Origin of the sequence: Streptomyces sp. V4I2 (assembly GCF_030817655.1) — a bacterium.
GTDB classification, from domain to species: domain Bacteria; phylum Actinomycetota; class Actinomycetes; order Streptomycetales; family Streptomycetaceae; genus Streptomyces; species Streptomyces plumbiresistens.
In genome coordinates this window covers 5,646,538-5,672,631 of record NZ_JAUSZM010000003.1, presented here as the reverse complement: position 1 = coordinate 5,672,631, position 26,094 = coordinate 5,646,538, and the positions used below count along the sequence as shown (strand labels likewise).

19 protein-coding genes and 1 pseudogene are annotated in these 26,094 nt (G+C 69.3%); 8 read left to right on the top strand and 12 right to left on the bottom strand.

Features of this window, described 5'->3' with window-relative positions:
• Positions 1–6 precede the first annotated feature (6 nt).
• Positions 7–2,088 carry a PhoX family phosphatase gene (locus QFZ76_RS26840; protein WP_307676121.1) on the bottom strand — a complete coding sequence of 694 codons (2,082 nt, stop codon included), beginning with the start codon at positions 2,086–2,088 and terminating at the stop codon, positions 7–9.
• Positions 2,089–2,370: 282 nt separating this feature from the next.
• On the opposite strand from QFZ76_RS26840, the gene QFZ76_RS26835 reads away from it, so the two are divergent.
• The 3 genes from QFZ76_RS26835 (at position 2,371) to QFZ76_RS26825 (ending at position 6,118) form a co-directional block, all read left to right on the top strand.
• Complete coding sequence (locus tag QFZ76_RS26835; protein ID WP_307676120.1) at positions 2,371–3,828, top strand: VWA domain-containing protein; 1,458 nt, start codon at positions 2,371–2,373, stop codon at positions 3,826–3,828.
• Positions 3,829–3,919: 91 nt separating this feature from the next.
• A complete protein-coding gene (gene metG, locus QFZ76_RS26830) occupies positions 3,920–5,527 on the top strand; it encodes a methionine--tRNA ligase (protein ID WP_307676119.1) in 1,608 nt (535 codons plus the stop codon).
• A 114-nt stretch (positions 5,528–5,641) separates the two neighbouring features.
• On the top strand, positions 5,642–6,118 hold the full coding sequence (locus QFZ76_RS26825) for a hypothetical protein (protein ID WP_307680134.1): 477 nt from the start codon (positions 5,642–5,644) through the stop codon (positions 6,116–6,118).
• Here QFZ76_RS26825 and QFZ76_RS26820 read toward each other — a convergent pair.
• Both QFZ76_RS26820 and QFZ76_RS26815 read right to left on the bottom strand, forming a co-directional pair.
• Positions 6,111–6,284: a DUF397 domain-containing protein gene (locus tag QFZ76_RS26820; protein ID WP_307676118.1), complete on the bottom strand. Its 174-nt coding sequence runs from the start codon at positions 6,282–6,284 to the stop codon at positions 6,111–6,113. The genes QFZ76_RS26825 and QFZ76_RS26820 overlap by 8 nt on opposite strands.
• 2 nt (positions 6,285–6,286) lie before the next feature.
• Positions 6,287–7,135 (bottom strand): helix-turn-helix transcriptional regulator, encoded by an 849-nt coding sequence (locus tag QFZ76_RS26815; protein WP_307676117.1) that lies wholly within the window; start codon positions 7,133–7,135, stop codon positions 6,287–6,289.
• Between the two features lie 216 nt (positions 7,136–7,351).
• Here QFZ76_RS26815 and QFZ76_RS26810 point away from each other — a divergent pair, with 216 nt between their 5' ends.
• Positions 7,352–7,780: an ATP-binding protein gene (locus QFZ76_RS26810; RefSeq protein ID WP_307676116.1), complete on the top strand. Its 429-nt coding sequence runs from the start codon at positions 7,352–7,354 to the stop codon at positions 7,778–7,780.
• A 140-nt stretch (positions 7,781–7,920) separates the two neighbouring features.
• On the opposite strand, the gene QFZ76_RS26805 is transcribed toward QFZ76_RS26810, so the two are convergent.
• From QFZ76_RS26805 to QFZ76_RS26790, 4 genes are all read right to left on the bottom strand, one after another.
• On the bottom strand, positions 7,921–9,261 hold the full coding sequence (locus QFZ76_RS26805; RefSeq protein WP_307676115.1) for a polysaccharide lyase family 1 protein: 1,341 nt from the start codon (positions 9,259–9,261) through the stop codon (positions 7,921–7,923).
• A 191-nt stretch (positions 9,262–9,452) separates the two neighbouring features.
• Positions 9,453–11,258: a carbohydrate-binding domain-containing protein gene (locus tag QFZ76_RS26800; protein WP_307676114.1), complete on the bottom strand. Its 1,806-nt coding sequence runs from the start codon at positions 11,256–11,258 to the stop codon at positions 9,453–9,455.
• Positions 11,255–12,046 carry a VTC domain-containing protein gene (locus QFZ76_RS26795; RefSeq protein WP_307676113.1) on the bottom strand — a complete coding sequence of 264 codons (792 nt, stop codon included), beginning with the start codon at positions 12,044–12,046 and terminating at the stop codon, positions 11,255–11,257. The genes QFZ76_RS26800 and QFZ76_RS26795 overlap by 4 nt, the downstream gene beginning before the upstream one ends.
• Entirely contained in the window at positions 12,043–12,654 is a 612-nt protein-coding gene (locus QFZ76_RS26790) for a DUF4956 domain-containing protein (protein ID WP_307676112.1), read from the bottom strand. Before QFZ76_RS26790 ends, QFZ76_RS26795 begins: the two co-directional genes overlap by 4 nt.
• 260 nt (positions 12,655–12,914) lie before the next feature.
• Here QFZ76_RS26790 and QFZ76_RS26785 point away from each other — a divergent pair, with 260 nt between their 5' ends.
• Entirely contained in the window at positions 12,915–16,124 is a 3,210-nt protein-coding gene (locus tag QFZ76_RS26785) for a VCBS repeat-containing protein (RefSeq protein WP_307676111.1), read from the top strand.
• Between the two features lie 58 nt (positions 16,125–16,182).
• Here the strand turns inward: QFZ76_RS26785 and QFZ76_RS26780 are convergent, their stop codons facing one another.
• From QFZ76_RS26780 to aspS, 3 genes and pseudogenes are all read right to left on the bottom strand, one after another.
• The gene (locus tag QFZ76_RS26780; protein WP_307676110.1) at positions 16,183–17,544 is read right to left on the bottom strand and encodes an MFS transporter; all 1,362 of its coding nucleotides are present in this window, start codon (positions 17,542–17,544) and stop codon (positions 16,183–16,185) included.
• A 208-nt stretch (positions 17,545–17,752) separates the two neighbouring features.
• A pseudogene (locus QFZ76_RS26775) lies at positions 17,753–18,174 on the bottom strand (dioxygenase); the annotation flags it as partial.
• Positions 18,175–18,254: 80 nt separating this feature from the next.
• Positions 18,255–20,018, bottom strand: coding sequence for an aspartate--tRNA ligase (gene aspS / locus QFZ76_RS26770; RefSeq protein WP_307676109.1), 1,764 nt, complete (start codon positions 20,016–20,018; stop codon positions 18,255–18,257).
• Positions 20,019–20,180: 162 nt separating this feature from the next.
• Between aspS and QFZ76_RS26765 the strand changes: the two genes are divergently transcribed.
• Entirely contained in the window at positions 20,181–22,313 is a 2,133-nt protein-coding gene (locus QFZ76_RS26765; protein ID WP_307676108.1) for a SpoIIE family protein phosphatase, read from the top strand.
• A gap of 112 nt (positions 22,314–22,425) precedes the next feature.
• Positions 22,426–23,352, top strand: a complete 927-nt coding sequence (locus QFZ76_RS26760) for a Bro-N domain-containing protein (protein WP_307676107.1) — start codon at positions 22,426–22,428, stop codon at positions 23,350–23,352.
• Positions 23,353–23,438: 86 nt separating this feature from the next.
• Here the strand turns inward: QFZ76_RS26760 and QFZ76_RS26755 are convergent, their stop codons facing one another.
• Positions 23,439–24,410, bottom strand: coding sequence for a pirin family protein (locus tag QFZ76_RS26755; protein ID WP_307676106.1), 972 nt, complete (start codon positions 24,408–24,410; stop codon positions 23,439–23,441).
• 127 nt (positions 24,411–24,537) lie between these two features.
• On the bottom strand, positions 24,538–25,011 hold the full coding sequence (locus tag QFZ76_RS26750; RefSeq protein WP_266436507.1) for an SseB family protein: 474 nt from the start codon (positions 25,009–25,011) through the stop codon (positions 24,538–24,540).
• A 198-nt stretch (positions 25,012–25,209) separates the two neighbouring features.
• On the opposite strand from QFZ76_RS26750, the gene QFZ76_RS26745 reads away from it, so the two are divergent.
• Entirely contained in the window at positions 25,210–26,052 is an 843-nt protein-coding gene (locus QFZ76_RS26745; RefSeq protein WP_307676105.1) for an intradiol ring-cleavage dioxygenase, read from the top strand.
• The last annotated feature ends 42 nt before the right edge of the window (positions 26,053–26,094 follow it).

Here is a 26,094-nt window from a genome sequence, read left to right as displayed (position 1 = left end):
CTGGGCTCAGACGCCGATGTCCTCGCCGTCGGCACGCCATACGGCCACCACCGACGGGCGGACGTACGTGCCGGGGCCGTCGGGCCACGCGCTGGCCGGCTTCTCCACGGACGCGCCGCTGATCTCGCCCGGGTGCTGCACGGCGACGAGAACCCGTCGGTCCTGGACGATCGGGCCGCAGGTCTCGGCACCGATCGGCATGGTCAGGAACTGCTTGAGCTCACCGCGCCGGTCGCCCTTCGTGGCCACGCCGAAGAGACCGTCGTGGTAGCCGAGCTGGGCGCCGTCGGTGGAGATCCACAGGTTGCCGTACGGGTCGAAGGCCACGTTGTCCGGGCAGGAGATCGGGCTGACCTTGTCCTTCGGGAACCCGGCGAAGTAGGTCGCCGGGTCGTTCGGGTCGCCCGCGACCAGGAACAGCGACCAGGCGAACCTGGTGCTGTCGGCCAGGTTCCAGCGCTCGGTGAGCTCGAGGACGTGCCCGTGCTTGTTGGCGCCTCGCGGGTTGGCCTCGTCGGCCTTGGCGTTCGTGCCGATGCCGCGGTTGGTGTTGTTGGTGAGGGCGACGTACACCTTGCCGGAGTGCGGGTTCGGCTCGATGTCCTCGGGCCGGTCCATCTTGGTCGCGCCGACCTTGTCACCGGCGAGCCGGGTGAAGACGAAGACCTCGTCGGCGGTCATGCCCTCGACGTGCGAGACGGCACCCTTGGCGGTCGCGGTGGCCAGCGGGATCCACTCGCCGCTGCCGTCGAACTCGCCGTCGCTCGGCAGCTTGCCGGTGCCGTCGATCTCGATGGCGGGGGAGTCGCCGGTGAGCTTGGCGACGTAGAGCGTGCCCTCGTCCAGCAGGCTCAGGTTGTGCTCGCGCACCGCGCGGGAGGTCCCGTGCTTCATCCGCTTGCTGCCGACGAACTTGTAGAAGTAGTCGAAGCGCTCGTCGTCACCGGTGTAGATGACCGGACGGCCGTCGTGGGTGAGGCGGACGGTCGCACCCTCGTGCTTGAAGCGGCCGAGAGCGGTGTGCTTGCGGGGCGTGGAGGAGGGGTCGTACGGGTCGAGCTCGACGACGTACCCGAAGCGGTGCACCTCGTTCGGCTCCTGGGCCACGTCGAACCGCTTGTCGAACCGCTCCCACTTGCGTTCGGAGGCCGCGGTCCCGATGCCGTACCGCTTGTCGGTGGCGCGGCTCGCGTTGGCGAAGTACTGGTTGAAGTTCTCCTCGCCGTGGAGCGTGGTGCCCCAGGGGGTGACGCCGCCCGCGCAGTTGTTGAGGGTGCCCAGGACCTTGGTGCCGGTCGGGTCGGCGGAGGTCTTCAGCAGGTCGGACCCGGCGGCGGGCCCGGTGACGCGGAACTCGGTGGTGGCGGTGACGCGCCGGTTGAGCGGGTGCCGGGAGACGGCGGTGAGCTTGCCGGTCCTGCGGTCCCCCTCCACGACGACGGCGGACAGCCCGTGGGCCGCCCACGCGATCTCGACCTGCTCGCGGGTCGGGTTGGCGGCGTCGTAACCACGGAACATGAGCACTTCGTCGGTGTACTCGTGGTTGGCGACGAGAAGCTGCTTGTTCCGCTCGCCCGGAAGGGGCAGGAGCGCGAGGAAGTCGTTGTTGTACCCGAACTGACCGGCCTGGGCGGCGGCGGTCTGCTTCTCCGGGTCGAAGGCCGGGGCACCGCGCAGGATGGGCTCGCCCCAGCGGATGACGACGTTCTGCTTGTAGCCGTCCGGGACGGTCACGGCGTCGGCGGTGTTGGGCGCGACGGCGGTGAACCGGAGGCCGCGGGCGCCCTTGGAGGTGCCGGGCTTGTACGTGGTGGCACCCGCGGCACCGGCGGCGCCGTTTTCGGCCGCGACGGCGGGGGCGGCGAGCCCGGCCCCCGCGGCACCGGCCACGGTGACGACGGCCGCGGCCCGCATGACCGAGCGGCGACTGAGCGCACCGGCGATGACGTCACCGACGTACTCGTTGGCGGAGGTGTTGGGCGCCTCGTGGAAACAGGCGTCACCACACCGGAAACGACAGGTGAGGGCGGACCGCCCACCGGGATGCGACTCCGACGAGGTCCTGATCAACGGCAACTGCATGCGCACTTTTGCTCTCCCCTTGTTTCCCCTTGACTCCGGCGTGACGGACGTTATGGGCACGTTCGTTCGGGAGCTGGGCGCACTGGTGAACGCAGGGTGAATCTGATGTGGCCGTAGGCCAGTTGGCGTCGATGGCCCGGCGAGCAGGTGAAGGCTGGATGTGACCCTTGACGTCGCGTGCGTATCGTGACCCGCCCCTGCCAAAGATCACCACCTGGGGCCGCTAACCTTACGTGTCCGTCCTGGCCAGGGATTTACGGGCATCAACTCATGCGAAGGGTTGCGCACATGGGCATTCTCACTCTCCTGCGGAACGCGTTCGGCCGGTCACGCAAGGGGCACACCACGTCCCCTTCGCAGGAAACCGAGGTTGCCTCCCAGGAGGCCGCACCGAAGGTCCCGGCCCCGTCAACGGAGCCGACCCCGTCCCCGAAGCCGACGGCCACAGAGCCGACGGCCCCCACGGCGACGGTCCCGGAACCCCGCACCGCCACGCCGTCCACCCCCCAGTCCACGCTCTCCACGAAGGACGAGCACGACCTGGTGGCGGCGGCATTCGACAAGGTGGAGGCACCGAAGCCGGCGGAGCCGGCTGCGCCGGAAGACCCGGCGGCGGCGAAGGAGCCGACTCCGGAGCCGGAACCGATCGCGGAGGTGGCTCCCGCCCCCGCCCCTGCCCCCGAGCCGGTCGTCGAGCCGGAGCCGGTGGCGGAGGTCGCCCCCGAGCCCGTCGTCGAACCGGCAGCGGAGCCGATCGCGGAGGCCACCCCCGAGCCGGAGCAGGAGCCCGAGCCGGTCATCGAGGTCGCCCCCGAGCCGGTTGCCGAGGCGACGCCTGCCCCGGAGCCGGTGGCGGAGGTCGCCCCCGAGCAGGAGCCGACCGTCGAGGTGACGCCGGAGCCCGAGCCGGTCGTCGAGCCGGAGCCTGAGCCGGTCGCAGAGGTGGCCCCTGAGGTCGAGGCGACTCCTCAGCCCGAGCCGGTCTCGGAGACCACCCCCGAACCGCTCGCCGCCGACGGCGAGGACGCCCCACAGGGGCCACCCGCAGTCGACGACGAAAGTGGTACGGGTGGTGCGGGTGGGAACACCAAGGCCGAAGGCGAAGCCGAGGCCGTACCAGCCACCCTCCGCACGGCATACACCGCAGCCGAAACCACCCTCAAGGCCAAGAACCTCACCGGCACCCGCGCCAAGGTCTACCTCGTCCTCGACCGCTCCGCGAGCATGCGCCCGTACTACAAGGACGGCTCCGCCCAGGCCCTCGGCGAGCAGACCCTCGCCCTCGCGGCGCACATGGACCCGGAGTCCAAGGTCCACGTCGTCTTCTTCTCCACGGAAGTGGACGGCACCGGCGAGCTGACCCTCACCGACCACGACAACAAGATCGACGAGCTGCACGCCGGCCTCGGCCGCATGGGCCGTACCAGCTACCACGCCGCGGTCGAGGCAGTCGTAACCCACCACGACAAGCAAGCAGCCCCCGGCACCCCCGCCCTCGTCGTCTTCCAGACCGACGGCGCCCCGGACGCGAAGACCCCCGCCACCCAGTCCCTCACGGACGCCGCGAAGAACCACCCCACCGTGTTCTTCTCCTTCGTCGCGTTCGGTGAGCCCGACAACAAGGCCTTCGACTACCTCCGCAAGCTGAAGACCGACAACACGTCCTGCTTCCTCGCGGGCCCGACCCCCCGAGAGCTCACGGACACCGAGCTCTACGAAGGCGTACTGGCCACCTGGCGCCCGTAGCCCCGCCCCTTCGGGGGGTGGACAGCCGACCCGGTTCCACCCCCCGAAACGCATGTGAGTCGATCTTCGCGCGCCAAGTAGGATTTCGGGCATGGCGGCCACTGGATCCGAGAAGCAGGGGGCGAAGGCGTACTACGTCTCGACCCCCATTTACTACGTCAACGACGCTCCTCACCTGGGCCACGCCTACACGACCGTCGCAGGGGACGTGCTCACGCGCTGGCACCGTCAGCGCGGCGAGAAGGTGTGGTACCTCACCGGCACGGACGAGCACGGTCAGAAGATCATGCGCACCGCGGAGGCGAACGGCGTCAGCCCCCAGGAGTGGGCCGACAAGCTCGTCAACGAGGCATGGAAGCCCCTCTGGGAGCACCTGGAGATCGCGAACGACGACTTCATCCGTACGACGGAGAAGCGTCACACGGACCGCGTCCAGGAGTTCGTCCAGGATCTCCACGACAAGGGCGAGATCTACAAGGGCGGCTACGAGGGCCCGTACTGCGTGGGCTGCGAGGAGTACAAGCTCCCCGGCGACCTCATCGAGGCCGAGGACGGCACGAAGCTGTGTGCCATCCACAAGAAGCCGGTGGAGATCCTCAAGGAGGAGAACTACTTCTTCAAGCTCAGCGAGTACGGCGAGAAGCTCCTCGCCCACTACGAGGCGAACCCCGGCTTCATCCAGCCCGAGTCGGCCCGCAACGAGGTCGTGAACTTCGTCCGCCAGGGCCTTCAGGACCTCTCCATCTCCCGCTCCACCTTCGACTGGGGCGTCCCGGTCCCGTGGGACGACAAGCACGTCATCTACGTGTGGATCGACGCGCTCCTGAACTACGCGACGGCGGTCGGCTACAACGAGAACCCGGCGAAGTTCGAGAGCACCTTCCCCGCCGACGTCCACCTCGTGGGCAAGGACATCCTCCGCTTCCACGCGATCATCTGGCCCGCGATGCTGATGGCCCAGGGCCTCCCGCTGCCGGGCAAGATCGCGGCGAACGGCTGGCTGATGGTCGGCGGCGAGAAGATGAGCAAGTCCAACCTGACGGGCATCAAGCCGCAGGACCTGACCTCGCACTTCGGCGTGGACGCGTACCGCTGGTACTTCCTGCGCGCGATCGCCTTCGGCCAGGACGGCTCCTTCTCGTGGGAGGACTTCTCGGCCCGCTACACCAGCGAGCTGGCGAACGACTACGGCAACCTGGCGTCCCGCCTCGCGGCGATGGTCGGCAAGTACTTCGGCGGCGCCCTGCCGGAGGCGACGGCGTCCGGCGAGGCGGAGAAGGCGGTCCAGGACGGCCTGGCGAAGGCGGTCGCGGAAGCCGACCGGAAGATCGGCGACGAGCTGGACTTCCAGGGCGGGATCCTCGCCGTCTTCGACTTCGTCAAGCAGGTCAACGGCTACATCACGGAGCAGGAGCCGTGGAAGGTCGCGAAGGACACGAGTGACGAGGGCAAGGCCCGCCTCGCCACGATCCTCTACACGGCCGCGGAGTCCCTCCGCGCGGTGGCGGTCCTCCTGAACCCGATCATGCCGGACACCTCCCAGAAGCTCTGGGACTCGCTCGGCGCGGAGACGTCTCTCGGCGCCCTCGCGGACCAGCGGGTCCAGGAGGCGGGCGACTGGGGCAGGCTCCCGGTCGGCACGACGGTCACCAAGGGCGCGGTCCTCTTCCCCCGCCTGGAGGAGAAGCCGACGGCGTAACGCACGCGCGCGTCACGGGGCCCGGTAAGCGGAAAGGCTGCTTCCCGGGCCCTCGGCCTACCCGTACCCCCTACCTGCATGTCCACGTCCACCCGTATGGTTTCCGCCATGGCAATGGCAGTACCCGAGGTCATTCCGATCGCCTACATGCCCAGGCGTCACACCGAGTCCATCGGCCGGTTCGCGGACGGTCAGTTCCTTGCGTCGATCTCGTACGCCTTCCCCGAAGGCTTCCGTCCCGACGAGGGCTGGGAAGAACACAAACGTCTCTACGTCGCGCTCCACACCTTCGACGCCGACGGCCACTACCGCGACTCGGAGATCTGGTGCGCCGGCAGCTGGGCGGACCAGCAGCGCGCCCCCGACGGCAACGACTCCGTCCTCGGCCGCGCCCGCATCCACCTGGCGAAACTCCTGCGCAGCCTGCCGCGCCGCGCCTACACGGACATCGCCATACGCCCTTTCCAGCTCACCGTCGACGGCGTCCGCTTCGGCCTGGTGATCCGCAAGGAGGACGGCGAAACCTGGGCTGAGCTCTACCCGGACCGCCTCGAATTCGGCGAACCGTGGGACGGCCGGTACGTCACCTGACCCGCAGCTGTTGAAGGAGGGCGGCGAGGCCGCCCCGGGTCACCTGGAGTATGCGCTCGGGGTCATCGCTCTCGCGGAGGAGCAACGCGTTGTCGGTGTCCGCGAGTTCGACACAGGAAGCCCCGTCCGAGCCGCTGGAAAAGGACGACTTCTGCCACGGGATCACGTCTACAGCTCCTTCGCGAGGCGATGAATGAAGTCCCGCGACCTGGCGGGCTCAAGCGATGCCGACTCCACTTTACGGAAGAGTGTGCGCATCGACAGGAGCTGTGCAGGCGCATCCACGAAGGCCGAGCCGGACGGTGTGTCCTTCTGCACGGTGTCCAGCGCGGGCACCCGCCCGCCCGCGTACAGCAACGCCGCACTCGCCCCGCCGAAACCGTTGGCGGCGAAGGGAATCACCCGCACGGTGACGCCGGGCCGCTCCGACTGCCCAATGACTTCGTCCAGTTGGGCAAGGGCAACCCGTCGGTCAGCGACCCTGGTCCGCAGCACCGACTCGTGCAACACGGCCGTGTACGGGCACTCGCCGCCCATGGCTAGGACCGCCTTGCGGTTCATACGGTGGGAGACCCGCGCATCCAGCTCGCTCGCCGGGAGCTCCGGCCGCCAGTACGCGAACACGGAGCGGGCGTAGTCCTCGGTCTGCAAGGGCCCGGTGACATGCGTGGTGCCGATCTCCTGAACGAAGTTCGCGTGGTGTTCCAGCTCCGCCAGGTCGAGGAAGGGCGGTGGAAGCACATCCCGGTACTCCTCCCACCACCCCTCGGTACGGTCCGTCGCCATCTCCACCAGCGCGTCGATCAACTCGGCGTCCGCACAGGCGTACTGCGCCGCCATCCGCTGAACCCGCGCCTCACTGACGCCCGCGATACCGGACTCGATCTGGCTCATCGTCACCGAGATCGTGCCCAGCAGCGCGGCAGCCTGGCGTGCCGTCATCCCCGCCGCCTCGCGCAGTCTGCGCAACTCCCGCCCCAGCCGCTGCTGTCGAGCCGTCGGCTGTTTCCGTGGCACCTACGCCTCCCGATCCCATCACTTCGAGTGACCATGCTACGACAAAAGGTTGCGGCGTACTAACTTTATTCTCTACCGTCAGTGACGCGACGCACACACTGCGGAATTCTGGACCACCGGAAGCGCACCGCCCCGCCATGCCATGACGGGAGCGACGGAGCCACCGCCCACCCCGCAGCGGACCAGCAACCCCCCACCGCCACCTGGAGTTCACCCATGCCCGAAACCCAACCTCACGCCACCGCCGAACCCTGGGAGTACTCCCTCTCCATCCCCAACGACCCTCGCGCCGTGACCGTCTGCCGCCGCACCCTCCGCCTGATCCTCACCCTGCACGGCCTGATCCGCCTCGCAGACACCGCCGAACTCCTCGCGACCGAGCTGATCGCCAACGCCGTACTCCACACGAAGGGCCCCGCAACCCTCCGCGTCCGATGGTCGGCCGGCGTACTGCGAATCGGCGCGTGGGACGCAGACCCCGAACCCCCGCCCCCACCCCACGACCTGGCGGACCTCACCGACGCGGAGAACGGCCGCGGCCTCGCCCTGATCCGCGCCTGCTCCGACCTCTGGGGCTGGCAGCCGCTGGCGAGGAACGGCAGCCGGGGCAAGTACGTCTGGTGCGAACTCAACACCGCGGCTTAGGTAGAACCGATCTACGTAGATTGAATCTACCTAACCTGGCTGGAGGGCTCTCGGCATGGCGTGGGCGGCCTGTCAGTCCCGGTAGGGAAAGGGGCCAGGAAGCCGAACGCTTCCCAGCCCCGCCGCCCTCAACCAGTGCCCTACTTCAGCGCTCCCGCCCCCGCAGTCGTCACCAGCCCCGTCACCAGGTTCTTCGCCGACGTCTCCAGCCCCGCCGTAAGCACCGGCTTCCAGTTCACCGTCGTCTTCAGCTTCTTCGAGCCCGCGGCGTTGTACGCGGCCACGACATCCGTCGCCGTCCCGTTGACCAGGTTGCCGCTGCCCGCGACCGAACCCGTGCCGTCGCCGCTGAGGAGCTTCGCGACCTTCGCGCCGGACGGCAGCTTGAAGTAGTTGTGCTCGGCGACGACCTGGGCCTTGGCGCGGGAGTCGATGCTGTACTTGGCGGTGTAGCCGTTCAGCGACGTCGTGTCGTAGACGTTGTTGTAGATGTGGATCTGGCCGATGCGGGCCAGCGGGGCGCGCTGGACGATGCCCTTCCAGACGTTGTGGTGGATGGAGACCCGCAGCTTGCCGACGCTGTCGGTGTCACTGCTGCCGATCAGCATCGTCTTGTCGTGGTTGGTGAACTGGTTGCGCTCGACCGTCACCAGGTCTGAGCCGTTGGTGATGTCGAGGGCGCCGTCGTGGATCTGGTACTTGCGGCCGAAGTACGTCTTCTCCGCGCTGTCGAAGAACGGGGCGTCGGTGAAGGTGTTGTGGTCGGCCCACACGTGGGTCGCCCCGCGCAGGGTGACGGAGTCGTAGTTGGAGTTCCACTCGCCCGCCGAGCCGTCCGTCGGGTCCCACTGCGGGAAGCAGTCCTCGGTGGCGGAGAAGGTGAGGTTGCGGATGATGACGTTGTTCACGTTCTGGACCAGGAGGCTGCCGCCCTTGATCCCGGCCGCCGTGCCCGGGACGCCCACGATGCTGGTGTTGGCGGGCACCCTGAAGACGATGTTCTTCTTCTGCTTGGTCTGGGCCGCGGCGCGGGCCTTCTCCTGCGTGCCCGACGGCGCCTTCTTGCCGTAGGAGGCGGGGTCGTACGCCTTCAGGTACGAGGCCAGCGAGTAGCCCGTGCCCGACGCGTAGTCCGCGCAGGTCAGCTTCTTGCCCGCGTCGTTGGTGTTGGCGTCGATCGTGCCCTTGATCTTGATGATGCGGGGGGTGGTGTCGGTGGCGGAGCCGAGCGCCTTCACCAGCTGGGCGCGGGTGCTGACCGTGAAGGTGTGCGCGGAGTCGGCCTTCGCGCCACCGGTCGTGCCGGTGCCGGAGGACGCCCAGCCGTTCTTGGCGGCGAGCGTCTGGTGGTACAGGTCGACGGCATTGGCGTTCGCGTTCATCACGAAGACACCGGCGCCGGCCCCGGCCGCCAGGACGGCGACGGAGACGACGAGGGTGCGCCGCGAGCGGAGGGACCGGCGGTGGGAGGTGGCTGCCACGGAGGAGTCCTTATGTGGTCGTATGTCGCACGTGTTGTGTGCCGCACGTGTTGTCCGTGAAGCTCCGGTGAACGGTGCTTCCGACTCCTCAGTGGTCACCGAGGTCACAAGGGTTGCCGTGGAAAAGGAAATTGATGAGACGTCAGGCCGACGGCAGCCGCTGACCTGCCGCCGGCGCCTCCCTGTATCCCTTACATCCGCCCGCCCCCGAACCCGCCCTCCGGCGCCTCCCCCGCCGTCACCGTCGCGATCTCCTCCGCCGAGCCGAGCTCGCCGGACTTCGCCAGGCCTCCCGTGTTCGCCTCCGACGCCGATCCGCCGGCGTATATCCGGTACTCCTCCCCGCTCTTGACCGCGGAGGACGAGAAGACGACGTTCTGGATCGCCTTGGCCGTGACGTACGTCGCCACGACCTTCCCGTCGGCGTCCACGACCTGCAGCGTCGTCCCCGCGTCGACCGTCGAGTCGAGCGTCGCCGACACCCAGCCCTGCCCGGACTCGCTGCCGGGTGCGACGGCCATGCCCGCGCTGCCCGCGGCGAGCAGCACACCGCCGCTGACGGTGAAGCTGCCGTTGACGTCGAGGGCGCCGTTGCCGCCCTGTTCGGGGCCGTTGACGACGAGGGTGCCGCCGGTGATCTCGGCGGTGCCGTTGGAGTCGAAGCCGTCGCCGTCGGAGTTGATGACGAGGGTGCCGCCGGAGACCTTGAGCGTGTAGTCCCCCGCTGCCTGTCCACCGCCTCCACGACCGCCGCCGCCTTCCTCGGTCGTCGTACCGCCGGACGCGTTCACCCCGTCGTCGGAGGAGGTGATGTCCGTGGAGCCACCGCCGATCGCGATGTCCTTGCCCTCCAGCCCCTCGTTCGACCGCGTGACCTTCACCGTGCCGCCGTCGACGACCAGGTCGCCCTCCGCGTGTACGCCGTCGTCCCCGGCGGCGATCGTGACCGCGGCCCCGCTCAGATGCACGGCGGCGTCGCTGTGCACGCCGTCGGCGGAGGAGTCGACGGCGATCGTGCCGTCCTCCAGGACGGTGATGACCCCCGACTTCAGGCCGTGGGCCGAGGTGTCGTCGGTGGCCTCGCTGTGCACGCCCAGGGTGCCGCCGGTGACGACGAGGTCGGTGGCCGCGTCGACGCCGTCGCCCGCGGAGGTGACCTTGACCGTGCCGCCGTCGACGGCGATGTAACCGGCGTCCGCGTCCTCGGTGTTGTCGGCCTTGAGCCCGTCGCCCCCGGCCTCCGCCACGGTGACCGTGCCGCCGTGCACGACGACGTAGTCCTTGCCGCGGATGCCGTCGTCGGCGGCCTCGACGGTGACCGTGCCGGACGCGATGACCAGGCCGTCCTTGCTCGCGATGCCGTCGTTGCCGTTGCCGCGCACGGTGAGCGAACCGCCGCCCCTGATCGTGAGGTTGCCGGCGCTGAAGAGAGCCGCGTCGGCGCCGTCCTTCTCGGTGGACTCGGCGTAGGAGTCGGCGTCGGAGAGGCTGTTCTGGCTGCCGTCGGCCGGCACGACCACGAGCTCCTCGGCCTCGGTCGCCGCGATCGCCGCCCCGGAGGAGCTGGAGATGTCGACGCCGTCGAGGATCAACGTGACCGTCTGGTCAGGGGCGTTGACGAGGATCTGCCCGTCGGTGAGCTTCCCGCTGATCCGGTACGTCCCACCCGAGCTGATCGTGACCGTGCTCCCGTCGGCCTTCGCCCCCGAGCCGTCCGCGCCCTCCACGGCGGCCGAGTCGCCGTCGAGCGTGATCTCCACGGAATCGGAGGCGTCCACCTCACCGGCAGCCGCATGCGCCTCCTCGTTGGCGGCGAGGACGGCGGCGGCGCCCTGGGCTCCGGCCACGGCGGCGGACGTCGTACCCGAACTCTCCGTCGCCGAGCCGGTGGTGGACTCGGAGTCCACCGAAGCCGAACATCCGGCCAGTGCCGCCGCACCGAGCACCGCGGAGGCGAACGCCCCCGCGGCCCTCGTACGAAATGATCTTCTGCTCATGCCGGACTCCCGTCGAGTGCGGTGGGAAAGTGGCGCCGCAGTACGGGCAGCCAGCGGTGGGAAGGAAGGTCGGGGCGCAGAGCGGCCAGGCCGGTGCCGTACTTCGACACCGGGCATGGGCGGTGCTTCAGCGACCACAGCAGCCGGTCGGCGTCGGACCCGGCGCGGCCCGCCTTGGTCTCGACGATCGCCCGGTCCGGGGTGCGCAGGGTGGCGGTGCCGTCGGGAAGCGACCAGGTCAGGCCGGTGTCGACGGTCAGCCTGCTGCCGGTGGCCGGGAGGAAGAGGGTGGTACGCCGGTACGTCGTCGTCAGTGTCGGCACGAAGCGGAAGCGGGCGGAGTCGATCCCGGCCCCGGCGAGCACGGCGTCGGCGAACGCGCGGGCGTCGGGGCTGAGCCGCAGCGCGTCACCCGCGTACGGGATGCGGTCCTTGACCGTCGTACCGCGCGGGCCCCGCGTCTTGACCTCCACGAAGTGCTCGTCGGAGTCGAGGTAGGTGCGGATGCGGAGCTTGAAGCGCCGGCGGCGGCTCCGGGCGGCGCCCAGGTAGCCGTCGAGCTCCGGGGTGTCGTAGTAGACGGACCGGTACCGGAACTGCCGCTCGCCGCCCAGCTCCAGGACCCGTACGTCCTCGTCCAGGCCGCCGAACACGAAGGGGAGGTCGACGACCGGCAGCACGTACTTGCGGTCCAGCCGGGTCAACAGCTCGGCGCGGGCGAGGAGTTCGTCGAGCGCGATGGGCCGGAGGGTGTCGACGGCCGTCCCGAGGGAGTCGAGCGCGGTCACGCCCGTATCTCCTGCTCGGTGGGCACGGCGACGTCCTCCGCCGTCCGCCCCGCGGGAACCACGTACCGCACTTCGACGAGTGTGGTGTCGTTGACGAGGTCGATGTTCTTGACCGACAGGTTCACCACCCGCCCGCCCAGCAGTACTCCGAGGTGTGCGCGCAGGGCGTCCTCGTCGGTGTGGGCGGAGTCCAGGCGCAGGCTGCGCCGGCGGTGGCGGGGGTAGAGGCGGGGGTGATCGCCGACGTACAGGGCGGCGACCATCAGCAGGGTCAGGCTCGCGGTCAGGACGCTCACGCTGTGCGGCAGCCCGTTCAGCAGGCCGATGGCCAGGGCGGAGAAGTAGTACGCGATCTCGTGCTGGGCGATCTCGTACGACCGCAGCCGGATGATCGACAGCACCCCGAAGAGGCCCATCCCCAGCCCGATCCCGACCGACGTGGAGCTCAGGGTCATCGCCACGGCGAGCACGCCGACGTTCACGCCGAGGAAGGCCGTGACCAGGTCCCGGCGGTGGTGGCGCGGGAAGAACACGCCGAAGGTGAGGACGCAGATGGCGACGAGGTCGCAGGCAACCAGTACCAGCTGGTGCACGGCCGTTGAGGTCATGTGACGACAGTCGGGGACCTTCCTGTGAGGCCCCTTTGAGATCCCTTAAGCGACTTTGAGAAGTCTTGACCGGGTACTGAAGCCGAACTGACGGTGGACGGAGGTCGCTCGGTCCGGCCCGGGTCAGGTCGCGCGTCCTGGTCCGTCTCGGCCCGACCCTCCTCACCTGCGCGGACACCGTCCCGTCCGGCGCTCTGCCCCTGATAACATCCGGCCACTTGTGCGAGGGCGGGGACCCTCGTTGGGGGAGGGAACTTCACGTGGGCAGACACGCCCCGAGACGGGGCGGTCGTGCCGCTCTCGTCTCCGCGCTCGCGGTCGCCGTGGCGGCCGGATCCATCGCTCTGTTCTCCGCCACGGAGGACGGCGGCGGCGCCGCACAGGCCGCCACCACGGCCGCGGCGGCCGGAACCACCGAGATCGTCCTGGACGATCCGCGCTTGGAGCTGCGGCGCGCCGAGCGGCTGCTGGCGGCAGGCGAGACCGGCTTCCTGCACCGCCAGGCGGGGGCCGCCGGCCTGTTCTGGACGGACTACGAGGACGGCAGCACCGTCACCGTCGAGGGACCGTCCGGGGTCTACTCGCCGACCACCACCAGCTGCTACGACGAGCAGAAGCGCTGTGCCTCGGGCGTGTTCGGGCAGGCCGCCGACACGGTGGCGCTGCCGAACAGGACCGACGGCGGCGACCCCGTGTCGCTGTGGAGCCCGGACGGCGGTGCCCTGCGGACCCTGGACCTGAGCCAGTCGGCCGACCGCGTGGGCACGTACGGCGAGACCACCGTCACCGTCGAGTACAACGGCGTCGTCGACGGCACCGAACTGGACGGACACGTGCTGCACCTCGTCGACCTCGTCGACGGCAAGCAGCGCGACCGCGTGGTCACCGGCTACCCGGCCGACGCGTTCTGGGAGTGGAACTTCGCGCGCACCGGCGACGAGAACGGCGCCCTGCTGACCCACCCCGCCCGCGACGAGAACGGCGCCCTCACGTCGTACACCGTCGGCTACCTCGACTTCGCCACCGCGCGGCTCACCCCGGTCTTCACCGGTCTGTCCAAGGAGACGGTGCCGGAGGTCGTGCTGACCGACGACCGCGTCGGCTGGTACACGCAGGCCGCCGGTCTGCACCTCAAGCCGCGCACCGACCTCGCCGGTGAGGAGACGGTCCCGGTGGCCGGGGAGGAGACCACCGTCTCCCCCGTTCCCGTCCTCGTCGGTGACTGGCTGGTCCTGACCGGCGCCCCCGGCGTCAAGGCCGTCTCCCTGACCGACGGCACCACCAAGACCCTGCTGCCCGGGTCGTACGGCACCCCGCTGGCCACCCCGGACGGCGGCGCCCTCGTCACCGGCGGCACCACCACGACCGACTGGTGGGTGCAGCGCGTGAGCCTCGGCGCCGACGGCACCCCGCAGGTGGCGAAGCTGACCAAGGTCCCTCCGTACGAGAACAAGAAGACCGGGCTCGCGCTCAGCCGCGGCAGCCTGCGCGTCGCGGAGGACACCACGAGCAGCACCTCGGACACCACGTCCGTCCGCAGGCTCACCACCAACGGCAGCACCGTGCTGACCGCGTCCGCCGCCACGGAGAGCAGTTCGGTCAGCCCGACGTGCCCGTACCCGAACACCACCTGCTCGGCGATGTGGGGCAACTTCGACGGCACCGATCCCGAGGACGTCTACCTCGACACGTTCTACGACGGCGACGAGGGCGGCAGCGGCCTGGAGAACGCGGACCGGCTGGTCTCCATCGGCTATAACCCCCTGTCGTTCTTCGGCACCACGGGCGGCTCGATCGTCGACGTCTCCGACGACTACGCCGTCTACAACTCGGGCGGCTCCGCCCCGGCGCAGTACGTCGGCGAGTTCGGCTACGCGCAGAAGCTGAAGCGCTCGGTGCGCGCCGCCGCCCTGAACGGCTCCACGCTCTGGAGCGCCGCCGGCACCGGCAAGCTCACCTCCTACAGCCTCACCGAGGACAAGACCCTCGGCACGGTGACGGTCCCCTCGCTCGCCTGTACGCCGAGCGAGCTCCAGGCCGCGGGCCGCTGGGTGTACTGGTCCTGCGGAACGGCCTCGGCCGGCGTCTACGACACCAAGGCCGGTACCTCGGTCGCCGTACAGCCCGGTGACGTGCTGCTCGGCGACGGCTTCACCGTCCGTCACGACCACGACGCCGACCGGCTGGTCCTCACCGACGCGGCCACCGGCACCACCCGCGTGATCGCCTCCGGCCTGCCGGACAGCGGACTCGCGGTGGACCGCCGGTATCGCTGGACGGTGGACGAGTACACGGGCCTGGTCGCCTGGTTCGACTCGTTCGAGCAGACGCACGTCGCCACGACCCGCGTCACGCCGTCCGCGCCGACGGCCTTCGAGTCGGAGGCCGGGAGCTACTTGGAACCGGGCGCTTCCACCGCCTGGACCGGCCAGTGGCTCCTGTCCCGGCCGGTCAGCTCCTGGTCCCTCACCTTCACCTCGGTCCAGAGCGGCGCGACCGGCAAGGCCACCCGTACCCTCACCGGCGGCGCATCCCCGGCGTGGGTGTCGGCGAACTGGAGCGGCAGGACGGCGAGCGGGGGTTACTTCCCCAACGGCGAGTTCACCTGGACGCTCAAGGCCACCGGCCTGAGCACCTCCGCCGCAGTAACGGTGAAGTCCGGCGCGGGCTACCTGCTGCGGGGCGCGCCGGTACCCCGCGACTTCACCAGCCCCGACGGCCCGGACGGCAGGGGCGACCTGCTCACCCTCAGCTCCTCCGGCGGCCTGACCTTCCACAGCGGCACCGGAACGGGCAAGTTCGGCGACAAGTACACCGGCACGGGTTGGCCGACCTCGGTGAAGGCGATCCCCTTCGGTGACCTGAGCGGGGACCGCTGCAACGACGTCCTGGTGCGATACAGCAGCGGAGCGCTCCGCCTGTACAAGCCGGGCTGCGGCGCCGCGGTCAAGCCGTCGACGTCGTACACGACGCTGTCGACCGGCGGCTGGACCCAGTACGACGTCCTCACCTCCCCCGGCGACATCAGCAGCGACGGCCGCCCGGACCTGATCGCCCGCAACAGCTCGACCGGGGCCGTCTACCTCTACAAGGGCACCAGCACCGGCAAGCTGTCCGCCCGCGTGAAGCTCTACGACAACTGGAAGACGTACAAGAAGATCGTGGGCGTCGGCGACCTCAACGGCGACGGCATCGGCGACCTCCTCGCCCAGGACAAGGCCAACACCCTCTACCGCTACTACGGCAAGGGCAACGGCACCTTCTCCGCCCGCACCAAGCTGTTCGCGAACTGGGGCGGCTCGTACAACGTCATCGTCGGCATCGGCGACCTCACCGACGACGGCAGGGCCGACCTCGTCTCCCGCGACACCAGCGGCAACGTCTGGCGCAACAGCGGTGACGGCAAGGGGTCGTTCGGGGCACGGGTGAAGATCGCGACCGGTTGGAGCGGCTACAAGTCGCTTTCCTGAACGGTTGGTTGTGCTACAGGCGCCCGGAGTGCGTTCACCCCGGGCGCCTTCGCGCGTCTCAGGAGACGACAGGGCGCTGTGCGCTCGCCTCCTGCGGATCCTGCGGGGTCCGCGCCAGGGCGTCGGGCGTCCCGCGGGTGTTCCTGACGTAGATCACTCCCAGCACCGCGAGGAGCGACGCGGCGGAGAGTGTGTACAGGCCTCCGTTCGTGCTGCCGGTCGTGTCCTTGAGGTAGCCGAAGAGGGTGGGGGAGACGAAACCGCCCAGGTTTCCGATGGAGTTGACCACGGCCAGACCCGGTGCGGCGATCTTCAGGTCGAGTCCGGACTGGGCCATCGGCCAGTACAAGGTGGCCGCGCACTTCCCGCCGACCGCGGCGAGCGTGAGGGCGGCGAGCCCGAACCAGGGGGAGCCCAGGGTGGCGAGGAAGGTGCCCACGGCCGACAGGACCAGGGCGATCGCCAGGTAGGGGCGGCGGTCGGGAGCCTTGTCGGTGAAGTGGCTGACCGTGTACATCGCGATCACGGCGCAGATCCACGGTACGGCCGTGAGCAGCCCGACCTGGAAGGGCGACAGCCCGCCGATGTCGTCGACCAGGCTCGGCAGCCAGAAGGTGATCGCGTACCCGGTGAGTGCCATCGCGAAGAAGACGCCGGTCAGCAGGGCGACCTGAGGGTGGAACAGGAGCTTGAGCCGCGAGACCTTCGGGGCGCGGCTGCGGGCCTCCTTGTCGCGGTCGACCGCCGCGGTCAGCGCCGCCTTCTCCTCCCGCGTGAGCCAGCGGGCGTCATCGATACGGGAGACGAGGAAGAACCCGGCGATGAACCCGACGAGGATCGAGAAGGCGCCCTCCAGCGCGAACATCCAACGCCAGCCGGCGAATCCGCCCGCCCCGTGCAGCTCGAGCAGCGCCCCGGTGATGGGACCCGTCACGATGTACGCCGTCGCCGAACCGCCGAGGAAGATCGCGCTCGCCCGGCCCCGGCTGGAGTCGGGCAGCCACTGGGTGAAGTAGAGGAGCACGCCGGGGAAGAAGCCGGCCTCCGCGACGCCGAGGAGGAAGCGGAGGGCGTAGAACATCGCGACGTTGTGGATGAAGCACATCGCCACGATCACCAGACCCCAGGTGATCATGATCCGGGTCAGCCAGACCCGGGCGCCGAACCGCTCCATGAGCATGTTGCTCGGCACCTCGAACAGCGCGTACCCGATGAAGAACAGGCCCGCGCCGAGACCGTACGCGGTGGCACTCACCCCCACATCGGCCCGCAACTCGTCCTGGACGAAGCCGACGTTGGTCCGGTCCATCTGGTTGACCAGCAGCATCAGAACCAGGATCGGCAGCATGCGCCGCAGGAACTTGCCGACCGCTCGGCGTTCGGCGTCGGGTGTCACGACTTCTGACACGACTTCTGACATCGTTGTCTCCCTCGTGTGCACATACGTGAACTTCAATCACGTACGCGGGCACTGGGGGACGTTACGGAGGCTGATCTTCCGGGTCAATGGGTTGAGCAGATGTTCATGTACGCGAACGCGAACACGAGCAACTGGGCAGCCCATTGCCCCGGTGGGATCGGGGAGGCGGGGATCAGATGCAGTCGTTCGTCTCGTCCGGCGCGACGCCGTCGGTGGGCTCCTGATGGACCCCGCCGGTGCCGCCACCGCCGGCCGACGAACTCTCATAGCCGGAGTAGATGCCGAGCGCATCGCAGTGCCAGATGTCGACGGCCGCGTTCGCGATCGGCTTGCAGGTCTCGGAGTCGATCACCTTGAGGGTGAGGGTGAGCGGGATGCCCTCCTTGTGAGCTGCTAGCAGACCTCCGCGCCGGTGGCGGTGCTGCTCGCGGAGGCGATGGCTGCCTTCCCGCTCTTCTCACCCGCGAAGGCGCCCGCGGCGACGGCGCCGCCGACACCCACCGCCGCGGCCGCACCCGCTCCGGCCACGACCACCTTGCGACGCGTCAGATCCCGCTTGTGCTTCGGCCCTTCGCCGTCTGGTTTCCCGTCATGTGCAGGGAAGTCAGAGACGGCGTCTGTCAGCAGCATGGGTAAGAGCTGGGTAAGAGCCCTGCATATGAGAGTGGCCCGGAACCGACGTCGGTTCCGGGCCACTCTCACGCTGTCGCCTACTTCGGCTGCGGCTTGCGCACCGACAGGTGCAGCTCCCTCAGCCGCGCCTCCTCCAGCTCCGTCGGCGCCCCCATCATCAGGTCCTGGGCGTTGCCGTTGAGCGGGAAGGCGATGGTCTCGCGGATGTTGGGCTCGTCGGCCAGCAGCATGACGATGCGGTCGACGCCGGGGGCGATGCCGCCGTGCGGCGGGGCGCCGAAGCGGAAGGCGCGCAGCATGCCGGCGAACTTCTCCTCGACGGTCTCCCGGTCGTAGCCCGCGATCTCGAAGGCCTTGAGCATGATCTCCGGCTCGTGGTTCCGGATCGCGCCGGAGGACAGCTCGACGCCGTTGCAGACGATGTCGTACTGCCAGCCCAGGATGTCCAGCGGGTCCTGGGTCTCCAGGGCCTCCAGACCGCCCTGCGGCATGGAGAAGGGGTTGTGCGAGAAGTCGATCGCGCCGGTCTCCTCGTCCTTCTCGTACATCGGGAAGTCGACGATCCAGCAGAACCGGAAGACGTTCTCCTCGAAGTGCCCGGCGCGCTTGGCGGCCTCGACCCGCACCGCGCCCATGATCTTCGAGACCTCGTCGAACTCGCCCGCGCCGAAGAACACGGCGTGACCGGCGGCCAGGGACAGCCGCTTGGTCAGCTCGGCGACGTTCTCCTCGGTGAGGAACTTCGCGATCGGGCCGGTCAGCGAGCCGTCCTCGGCCACGCGCACCCAGGCCAGACCCTTGGCGCCCTGCGAGACCGCGAAGTCACCGAGCTGGTCGAAGAACTTCCGCGGCTGCCCGGAGACGTCGGGCACCGGCAGGGCCCGTACGTGCTTGCCCGCGAAGGCCTTGAACTCCGAGCCCTCGAAGATGTCGGTGATGTCGACGAGCTCCAGCTGGGCGCGCAGGTCCGGCTTGTCGGAGCCGTACTTCAGCATCGCCTCGCGGAACGGGATGCGCGGGAAGGGGGAGGTGACGTGACGGCCGTTCCCGAACTCCTCGAACAGCTCGGTCATGAGCTTCTCGATCGGCTGGAAGACGTCCTCCTGCTCGACGAAGCTCATCTCGACGTCGAGCTGGTAGAACTCGCCCGGCGAGCGGTCCGCGCGGGCGTCCTCGTCGCGGAAGCAGGGCGCGATCTGGAAGTAGCGGTCGAAGCCCGAGATCATCAGCAGCTGCTTGAACTGCTGCGGGGCCTGGGGGAGGGCGTAGAACTTGCCCGGGTTCAGGCGGGAGGGGACGACGAAGTCGCGGGCGCCCTCGGGAGAGGTGGCGGACAGGATCGGCGTCGCCATCTCGTTGAAGCCCAGCGCCGTCATCTTGTGCCGGATCGCGGAGATGACCGACGTACGCAGCAGGATGTTGCGGTGCATGCGCTCGCGGCGCAGGTCCAGGAAGCGGTACTCCAGACGCCGCTCCTCGTTGACCCCGTCCTCGGCGTTGATCGTGAACGGCAGGGGGGCCGCCGCGCCGAGCAGCTCGACCTCGCCGACCTCGACCTCGATCTCGCCGGACGGAAGGTCCGGGTTCACGTTCTCGGTTCCACGTGAAACGACCTTGCCGTCTACACGTACCGTCGACTCCTTGGACACCTTGTCCAGAGCCTCGTACGCCGGGGTGCCGGGGCGGGCGACCAGCTGCGTGATGCCGTAGTGGTCGCGCAGATCGATGAAGAGGATGCCGCCCAGGTCGCGCCGATTGTGCAGCCAGCCGCTCAGCCGGACGTCGGTGCCGACGTCAGAGGCGCGGAGCTCGCCGCAGGTGTGGGACCTGTACCGATGCATCGTCGTTCATCCAGCCTTCGCTGATCGGGGATCTCCGGGGCCCGGTGCCCGGACCTCCCAAGGGTACCGGCCACCCCGCGATCGACTCCCCACCATGAGGAGCCGGTGATCAGATCCGGTGATCAGTGGCACTCTTCGTCCTCGTCTTCTTAAAGTGGGTCAATGCGCACTGGCGAGCCTCTGCCAGCCGTGGGGGAGGTTCTCGCCGCCCTCGCGACCGGTCTGTGGCACTGGGACACCGCCACCGGGCTGGTCACGGTCGACACCGAGGCAGCCCGGCTGCTCGGGCTGCCCGCCGAGGAGACCGTCCTCACGGAAGCCCAGACCCGGGCCCGGCTCCACCCCGTCGACTGGAACGAGATCACCGGAGTGATCCAGCTCGCCGTCGCCGAGGACACCCTCGCCGAAGTGCGGGTCCGGATCATGGACGACCAGGGGCAGGTCGTCCGCGTCGTCCGCAGCCGCTCCAAGCCGTCCTTCGACCCGGTCAAGAAGGTGTACGAGCTGATCGGCACCCTCCAGGAGGTCACCGAACCCAGGCCCGGCACGCCCGCCGGACGCACCGCCGTCACCGGCGACTGGCGCCGCTCCCGCGAGGCCTTCCTGCTGGACGCGGGCCGCGCCCTGGCCGAGGCCCGCTCCACGACCGAGGTCCTGCGGGTCGCCGCCGGCCTGTCCATGCCCGGCTTCTCCCCGGACGGCCTCGCCGTCTTCGGCGTCGAGGGCGACCGCCTGACGATCATCGGCCACCACGGCCACCAGCCCGGCGACGAGAGCCCCTTCTCCCACATGGCCCTCGCCACGGACTACCCCGCCGCCGAGGTGGTCCGCACCGGCCGCGCCGTCTACCTCTCCTCCCCCGACGACTACAGGTCCCGCTACCCCGTCACCTGGCCGCTCGCCCAGCGCTTCGGCCGCCAGTCCTGGGCGTTCCTGCCCCTGACGGTGGCCGGCCGCACGATGGGCGCGTGGATGGCGGCCTTCGCGTATCCGGTGGCGTTCACGCCGGACGAGCGGTCGGTCCTGACGACGGTGGCCCGCATGCTCGCGCAGGCCCTCTCCCGGGCGGGGGTCGCGGAGTCGGAACGGGAGCTCACGGACGGCCTGCAACGCTCGATGCTGCCCACCCTCGGCCCCCAGATACCGGGCATGAGCGTCGCCGCGCGGTACGTCCCCACCGGCGGCGGCCTCCAGGTCGGCGGCGACTGGTACGACATGATCCCCCTGCCCAACGGCCGCTTCGCCCTGGTCATCGGCGACGTCCAGGGCCACGACGTCCGCGCCGCGGGCCTGATGGGCCAGCTCCGCATAGCGCTCAGGGCGTACGCCTCGGAGGGCCACCGCCCCGACGCGGTCCTCTCCCGCGCCTCCCGCTTCCTGCACGGCATGACGTACGGCGACACAGAGGCCACCGACCTCCGCTTCGCGACCTGCCTCTACGTGGAGGCCGACCCCACGACCGGCATCCTGGACGTCGCCCGCGCCGGCCACCCCGACCCCGCGATCCGCATGGCGGACGGCACGGTCCTGACCCGCCCCACGGCCGGCGGCCTCCCCCTGGGCATCGACCCCGACGCCGACTACCCCACCACCCGGATCACCCTCGAACCCGGCGAGACCCTGCTGCTGTGCACCGACGGCCTCATCGAGACCGGCGGCCACGACATGGAGACCGGCTGGAAGCGCATCCGCACGATCCTGGAGGACCACAAGGGCGACCTGGAGGCCCTCGCCGACGCCCTGGTCCAGGCCGTGCACGGCCCCTCCTCCCACCACACCACCGGCCCACTGGCCGACCGGCGCGAGGACGACATAGCCGTCCTGCTGCTGTCCCGGCAGGGCGAGTGCGCCGGCGACCCCGTCGTCGTACGCCCCCGGGTCCGCCGCACGATGCTCTCGGTGGCCCAGGCCGAACCCGAACGGGTCGCGGTGGCCCGGCAACAACTGCGCGAGCTCCTGCACGACTGGGCGTCGGCGGACCAGGTGGACTCGGCGGTCCTGCTGCTCTCCGAAACGCTGACCAACGTCCTCGTCCACACCGACGCGGACGCCCTGCTCCTCGCCGAGGTACGGGGCGACCCGGGCGAACGCCGGATGCGCGTCGAGGTCACGGACACCAGCGACGACCTCCCGCACAAGCGCAGACCGGGGGAACTGGCGTCGTCCGGACGCGGACTGGTGCTCATCGAACTGCTCGCGGATGTGTGGGGAGTGGATCCGCGGGGCGAGGGGAAGAGCATCTGGTTCGAGCTCTGGGAGGCGACGGGGGAGGCGTCTGCGGACGGGACGTCATAGAGAAGGTACGCGTGCAGAATCGATGCGTCTGTCCACGTTCGGATGAACATCCTTGCTATTGACGCGCGTTGTTCCCACGTCTGCCTATTTTCCGAGGCGGAGGTGATGCTCGATGTACGAGCAGAAGAACACCCCGCCGGACCAGTCGGCGGGACAACGTCAGGACGCGATCGACATCAACGACTTCGTGTTCGCGGCCACGGGGGCGCGGGTGCGGAGGCTGACCATGCCGGACGGGACGCACTGGTTTCCTGTGGTGGACGTCTGCAACCAGTTGGGGTACACCACCCCTCGCAAGGCGCTGCTGGACCATGTCCCCGAAGAGCACCGAGACATTCTCGAGACAGTGACTGGAAGTCACTCTCTCAGCATTCCCGCAGGTCGAGAGTGGCGACGAGACATGAACCTCGTGGACCTCCAAGGTCTGATCCGTTTGGTGAACGGCTGCACCAAGCCGGAGTCCCAGCCCTTCAAGGCATGGGTCTCCGAAGTCATCGCCACCATCCAGCGCGACGGCTCCTACTCACTGGAGCCTTCTCCCGCACCACTGGCCCACCCCGGCGGCTCCGCCTACGTCATGCCCCAACAGGTCGCCGACGCCATCATGCGGCTCGAAGAGCGGAACCTTCAGGCGGACGAGATGCTGGCTGCCTCTGCGGGGGAGCGCAACGAACTGCTGCGGCGGATCGGCGAGGGCCAGGACAGGATGGTCGACGCACTGCGCGACCTGACCGAGGCCCTCAGGCGACCCCGCGCCGACTCCCGGCCCGCCGCAGAATCCGAGTTGACGCACCAGCAACTCCTCGCCACCTGGAAGGCGAGGAACCTGATCGTCACCGACGACGTCCACATGGTGGCCGCCTGCCTCGCTCCCGCACTGGTGCAGGGCGGCGCCCGCTACCGGGTCGAGGAGATCGCCAACCGCACGGGACTGCCGTACGAACGCGTCCATGACTGCTTGAGGATGCTCATCAGGCGGGGTTGCGTACGGCAGGTCGGCTGCGCTCCGGACGGTGCGCCGGTCTACGTGTTGCCGTAGCACCCACGCAAGACAAGACAGGCCCGAAGCCGCAAAACAAGGTTGCGGCTTCGGGCCTGCTCGTAGCCTACTCAACTACGGGAGCCTTACAGGCCACCCTCGGACATCCCGTGCACGGCGGGGATCGTCCCCAGCCGTCCCTTCTGGAAGTCGTCGAACGCCTGCTGGAGTTCCTCACGGGTGTTCATCACGAACGGCCCGTAGTGCGCCATCGGCTCGCGGATCGGCTGTCCGCCCAGGAGGACGACCTCCAGGTCCGGCGCGTTGGAGTCCTGCTGCTCGTCCGCGCGGACCGTCAGGGAGGAACCCGCCCCGAACACGGCCGTCTGGCCGAGGTGGATCGGACGCCGCTCCGCGCCCACCGCGCCCCGCCCCGCCATGACGTACGCCAGACCGTTGAAGTCCTCCCGCCAGGGCAGGGTGAGCTCCGCACCCGGCGCCAGCGTCGCGTGGATCATCGTGATCGGCGTGTGGGTGATGCCTGGACCGGCGTGGCCGTCCAGGTCGCCGGCGATGACCCGCATCAGGGCGCCACCGTCGTGGGACGTGAGCAGCTGGACGTTGCCGCCGCGGATGTCCTGGTACCTCGGCGCCATCATCTTGTCCTTGGCCGGGAGGTTCACCCACAGCTGGAGGCCGTGGAAGAGTCCACCGGACATGACGAGAGCCTCCGGCGGCGCCTCGATGTGGAGCAGGCCCGAGCCGGCCGTCATCCACTGGGTGTCGCCGTTGGTGATGGTGCCGCCACCGCCGTTGGAGTCCTGGTGGTCGAAGATGCCGTCGACGATGTAGGTGACGGTCTCGAAGCCGCGGTGCGGGTGCCAGGGAGTCCCTTTTGGCTCCCCGGGCGCGTACTCCACCTCACCCATCTGGTCCATCATGATGAACGGGTCCAGATGGCGGTAGTTGATCCCGGCGAACGCTCGGCGCACCGGGAAGCCCTCACCCTCGAAACCGCTCGGCGCGGTCGTGACGGCGAGCACGGGACGGGCCACGGCGTCGGCGGACGCGGCGACGCGGGGCAGCGTCAGCGGGTTCTCGACGGTCACTGCAGGCATGTCGGTACCTCCTTGGTGCGTCCAGTTTAGTTGAGCATTGAACTTTCTGCCACCCAGAACAGAGAAAGCCCGGAGGGCATTCCCTCCGGGCTCTCGTCGGTAGGCGTCAGCCGTACACTCCGCGCACTCAGCCGTACATCCGCCGCATCGCGAACTCGACCATCTGCTCCACGGCCTTCGCGTCGAAGACCATGCGGTGCTCGCCCTCCATGTCGAGGACGAAGCCGTAGCCGGTCGGGAGCAGGTCGATGACCTCGGCGCCGGTGATGACGAAGTACTTGGACTCCTTGCCCGCGTACCGGCGCAGCTCCTTGAGTGAGGTGAACATGGGGATCACCGGCTGTTGGGTGTTGTGCAGGGCGAGGAAGCCGGGGTTGTCACCGCGTGGGCAGTAGACCTTGGAGGTCGCGAAGACCTGCTGGAAGTCCTCGGCGGACAGCTGCCCGGTGGTGAAGGCCCGCACCGCGTCCGCGAGCGAGGGCGGGGACGGCTCGGGGTAGAGCGGCGGCTGCTGGCCGTAGCCGCCGACGCCGCCGGACATGGGCTGCTGCGGCGGGGCGTACCCCTGCTGTGCACCGACGTTCTGGTCGTAGCCGTACATGGGCGCAAGAGTACCGAGATCGACCGAGGGGCGGGCCGGTACGGGGTGGGTCGGTACGGGGTGGGCCGGCAAACCGACAGGGAATCGACAGTGACTTGACAGCCCGCGGCCTGGTGTTCTCGCGCCCACCGCTCATAGCGTCTGTCATGTCAGATAAAAGCGCCCACGAGACGGCACCGCACGGGCAAGGGGACAGCCATGCACGGACACCACGGCGACGAGGTCCACGAACACGACAGGGGACTCTCCTACGACCTTCCTGTCCTCGCCCGCCGCCGGATGATCCGGCTGATGGCGGGGGCGAGCCTGATTCCGCTGGTGGGCTGCACGTCGGAGGAGGACACCTCGGCGTCCTCGTCCTCGTCGACCGCCCCGTCGACCGAGTCGTCGTCCTCCTCGTCGCCCGTTCAGTGCGAGACGATCCCCGAGGAGACCGAAGGCCCCTTCCCCGGCGACGGCTCCAACGGCGTGAACGTCCTGCGGGAGAGCGGTGTCGTCCGCAGCGACATCACGCGGAGCTTCGGCGACTCCGCGGGCGGCACCGCCGAGGGCGTACCCCTGACGATCACGCTCACGGTGGTGGACGCCGCCTCCGGCTGCGGCACCCCCAAGAAGGGCGCCGCCGTCTATATCTGGCAATGCGACCGGGAGGGCAGGTACTCCCTGTACAACGACGGCGTGACGGACGAGAACTATCTGCGCGGCGTCCAGGAGGCGGACGACCAGGGCCAGGTCACGTTCAAGAGCATCTTCCCCGGCTGCTACCCGGGCCGCTGGCCGCACGTCCACTTCGAGGTCTACGGCAGCCTGGCCGACGCCACTGCGGCCAGGGCGATCACGAACACCTCGCAGCTCGCGCTGCCGAAGGACGTGAGCGACACGGTGTACACCACCGACGGCTACAGCCAGAGCGTGACGAATCTCAGCGAGCTCTCCCTGGAGTCGGACAGCGTCTTCAGCGACAGCCACGACCAGCAGCTGGCGGCGGTCACGGGCAGCGTCGGCCAGGGCTACACCGCGACGCTGACGGTGCCGGTGTGACCTGTCACAGATACCGGATCGGGGTTGCTTCTTATTACCGAC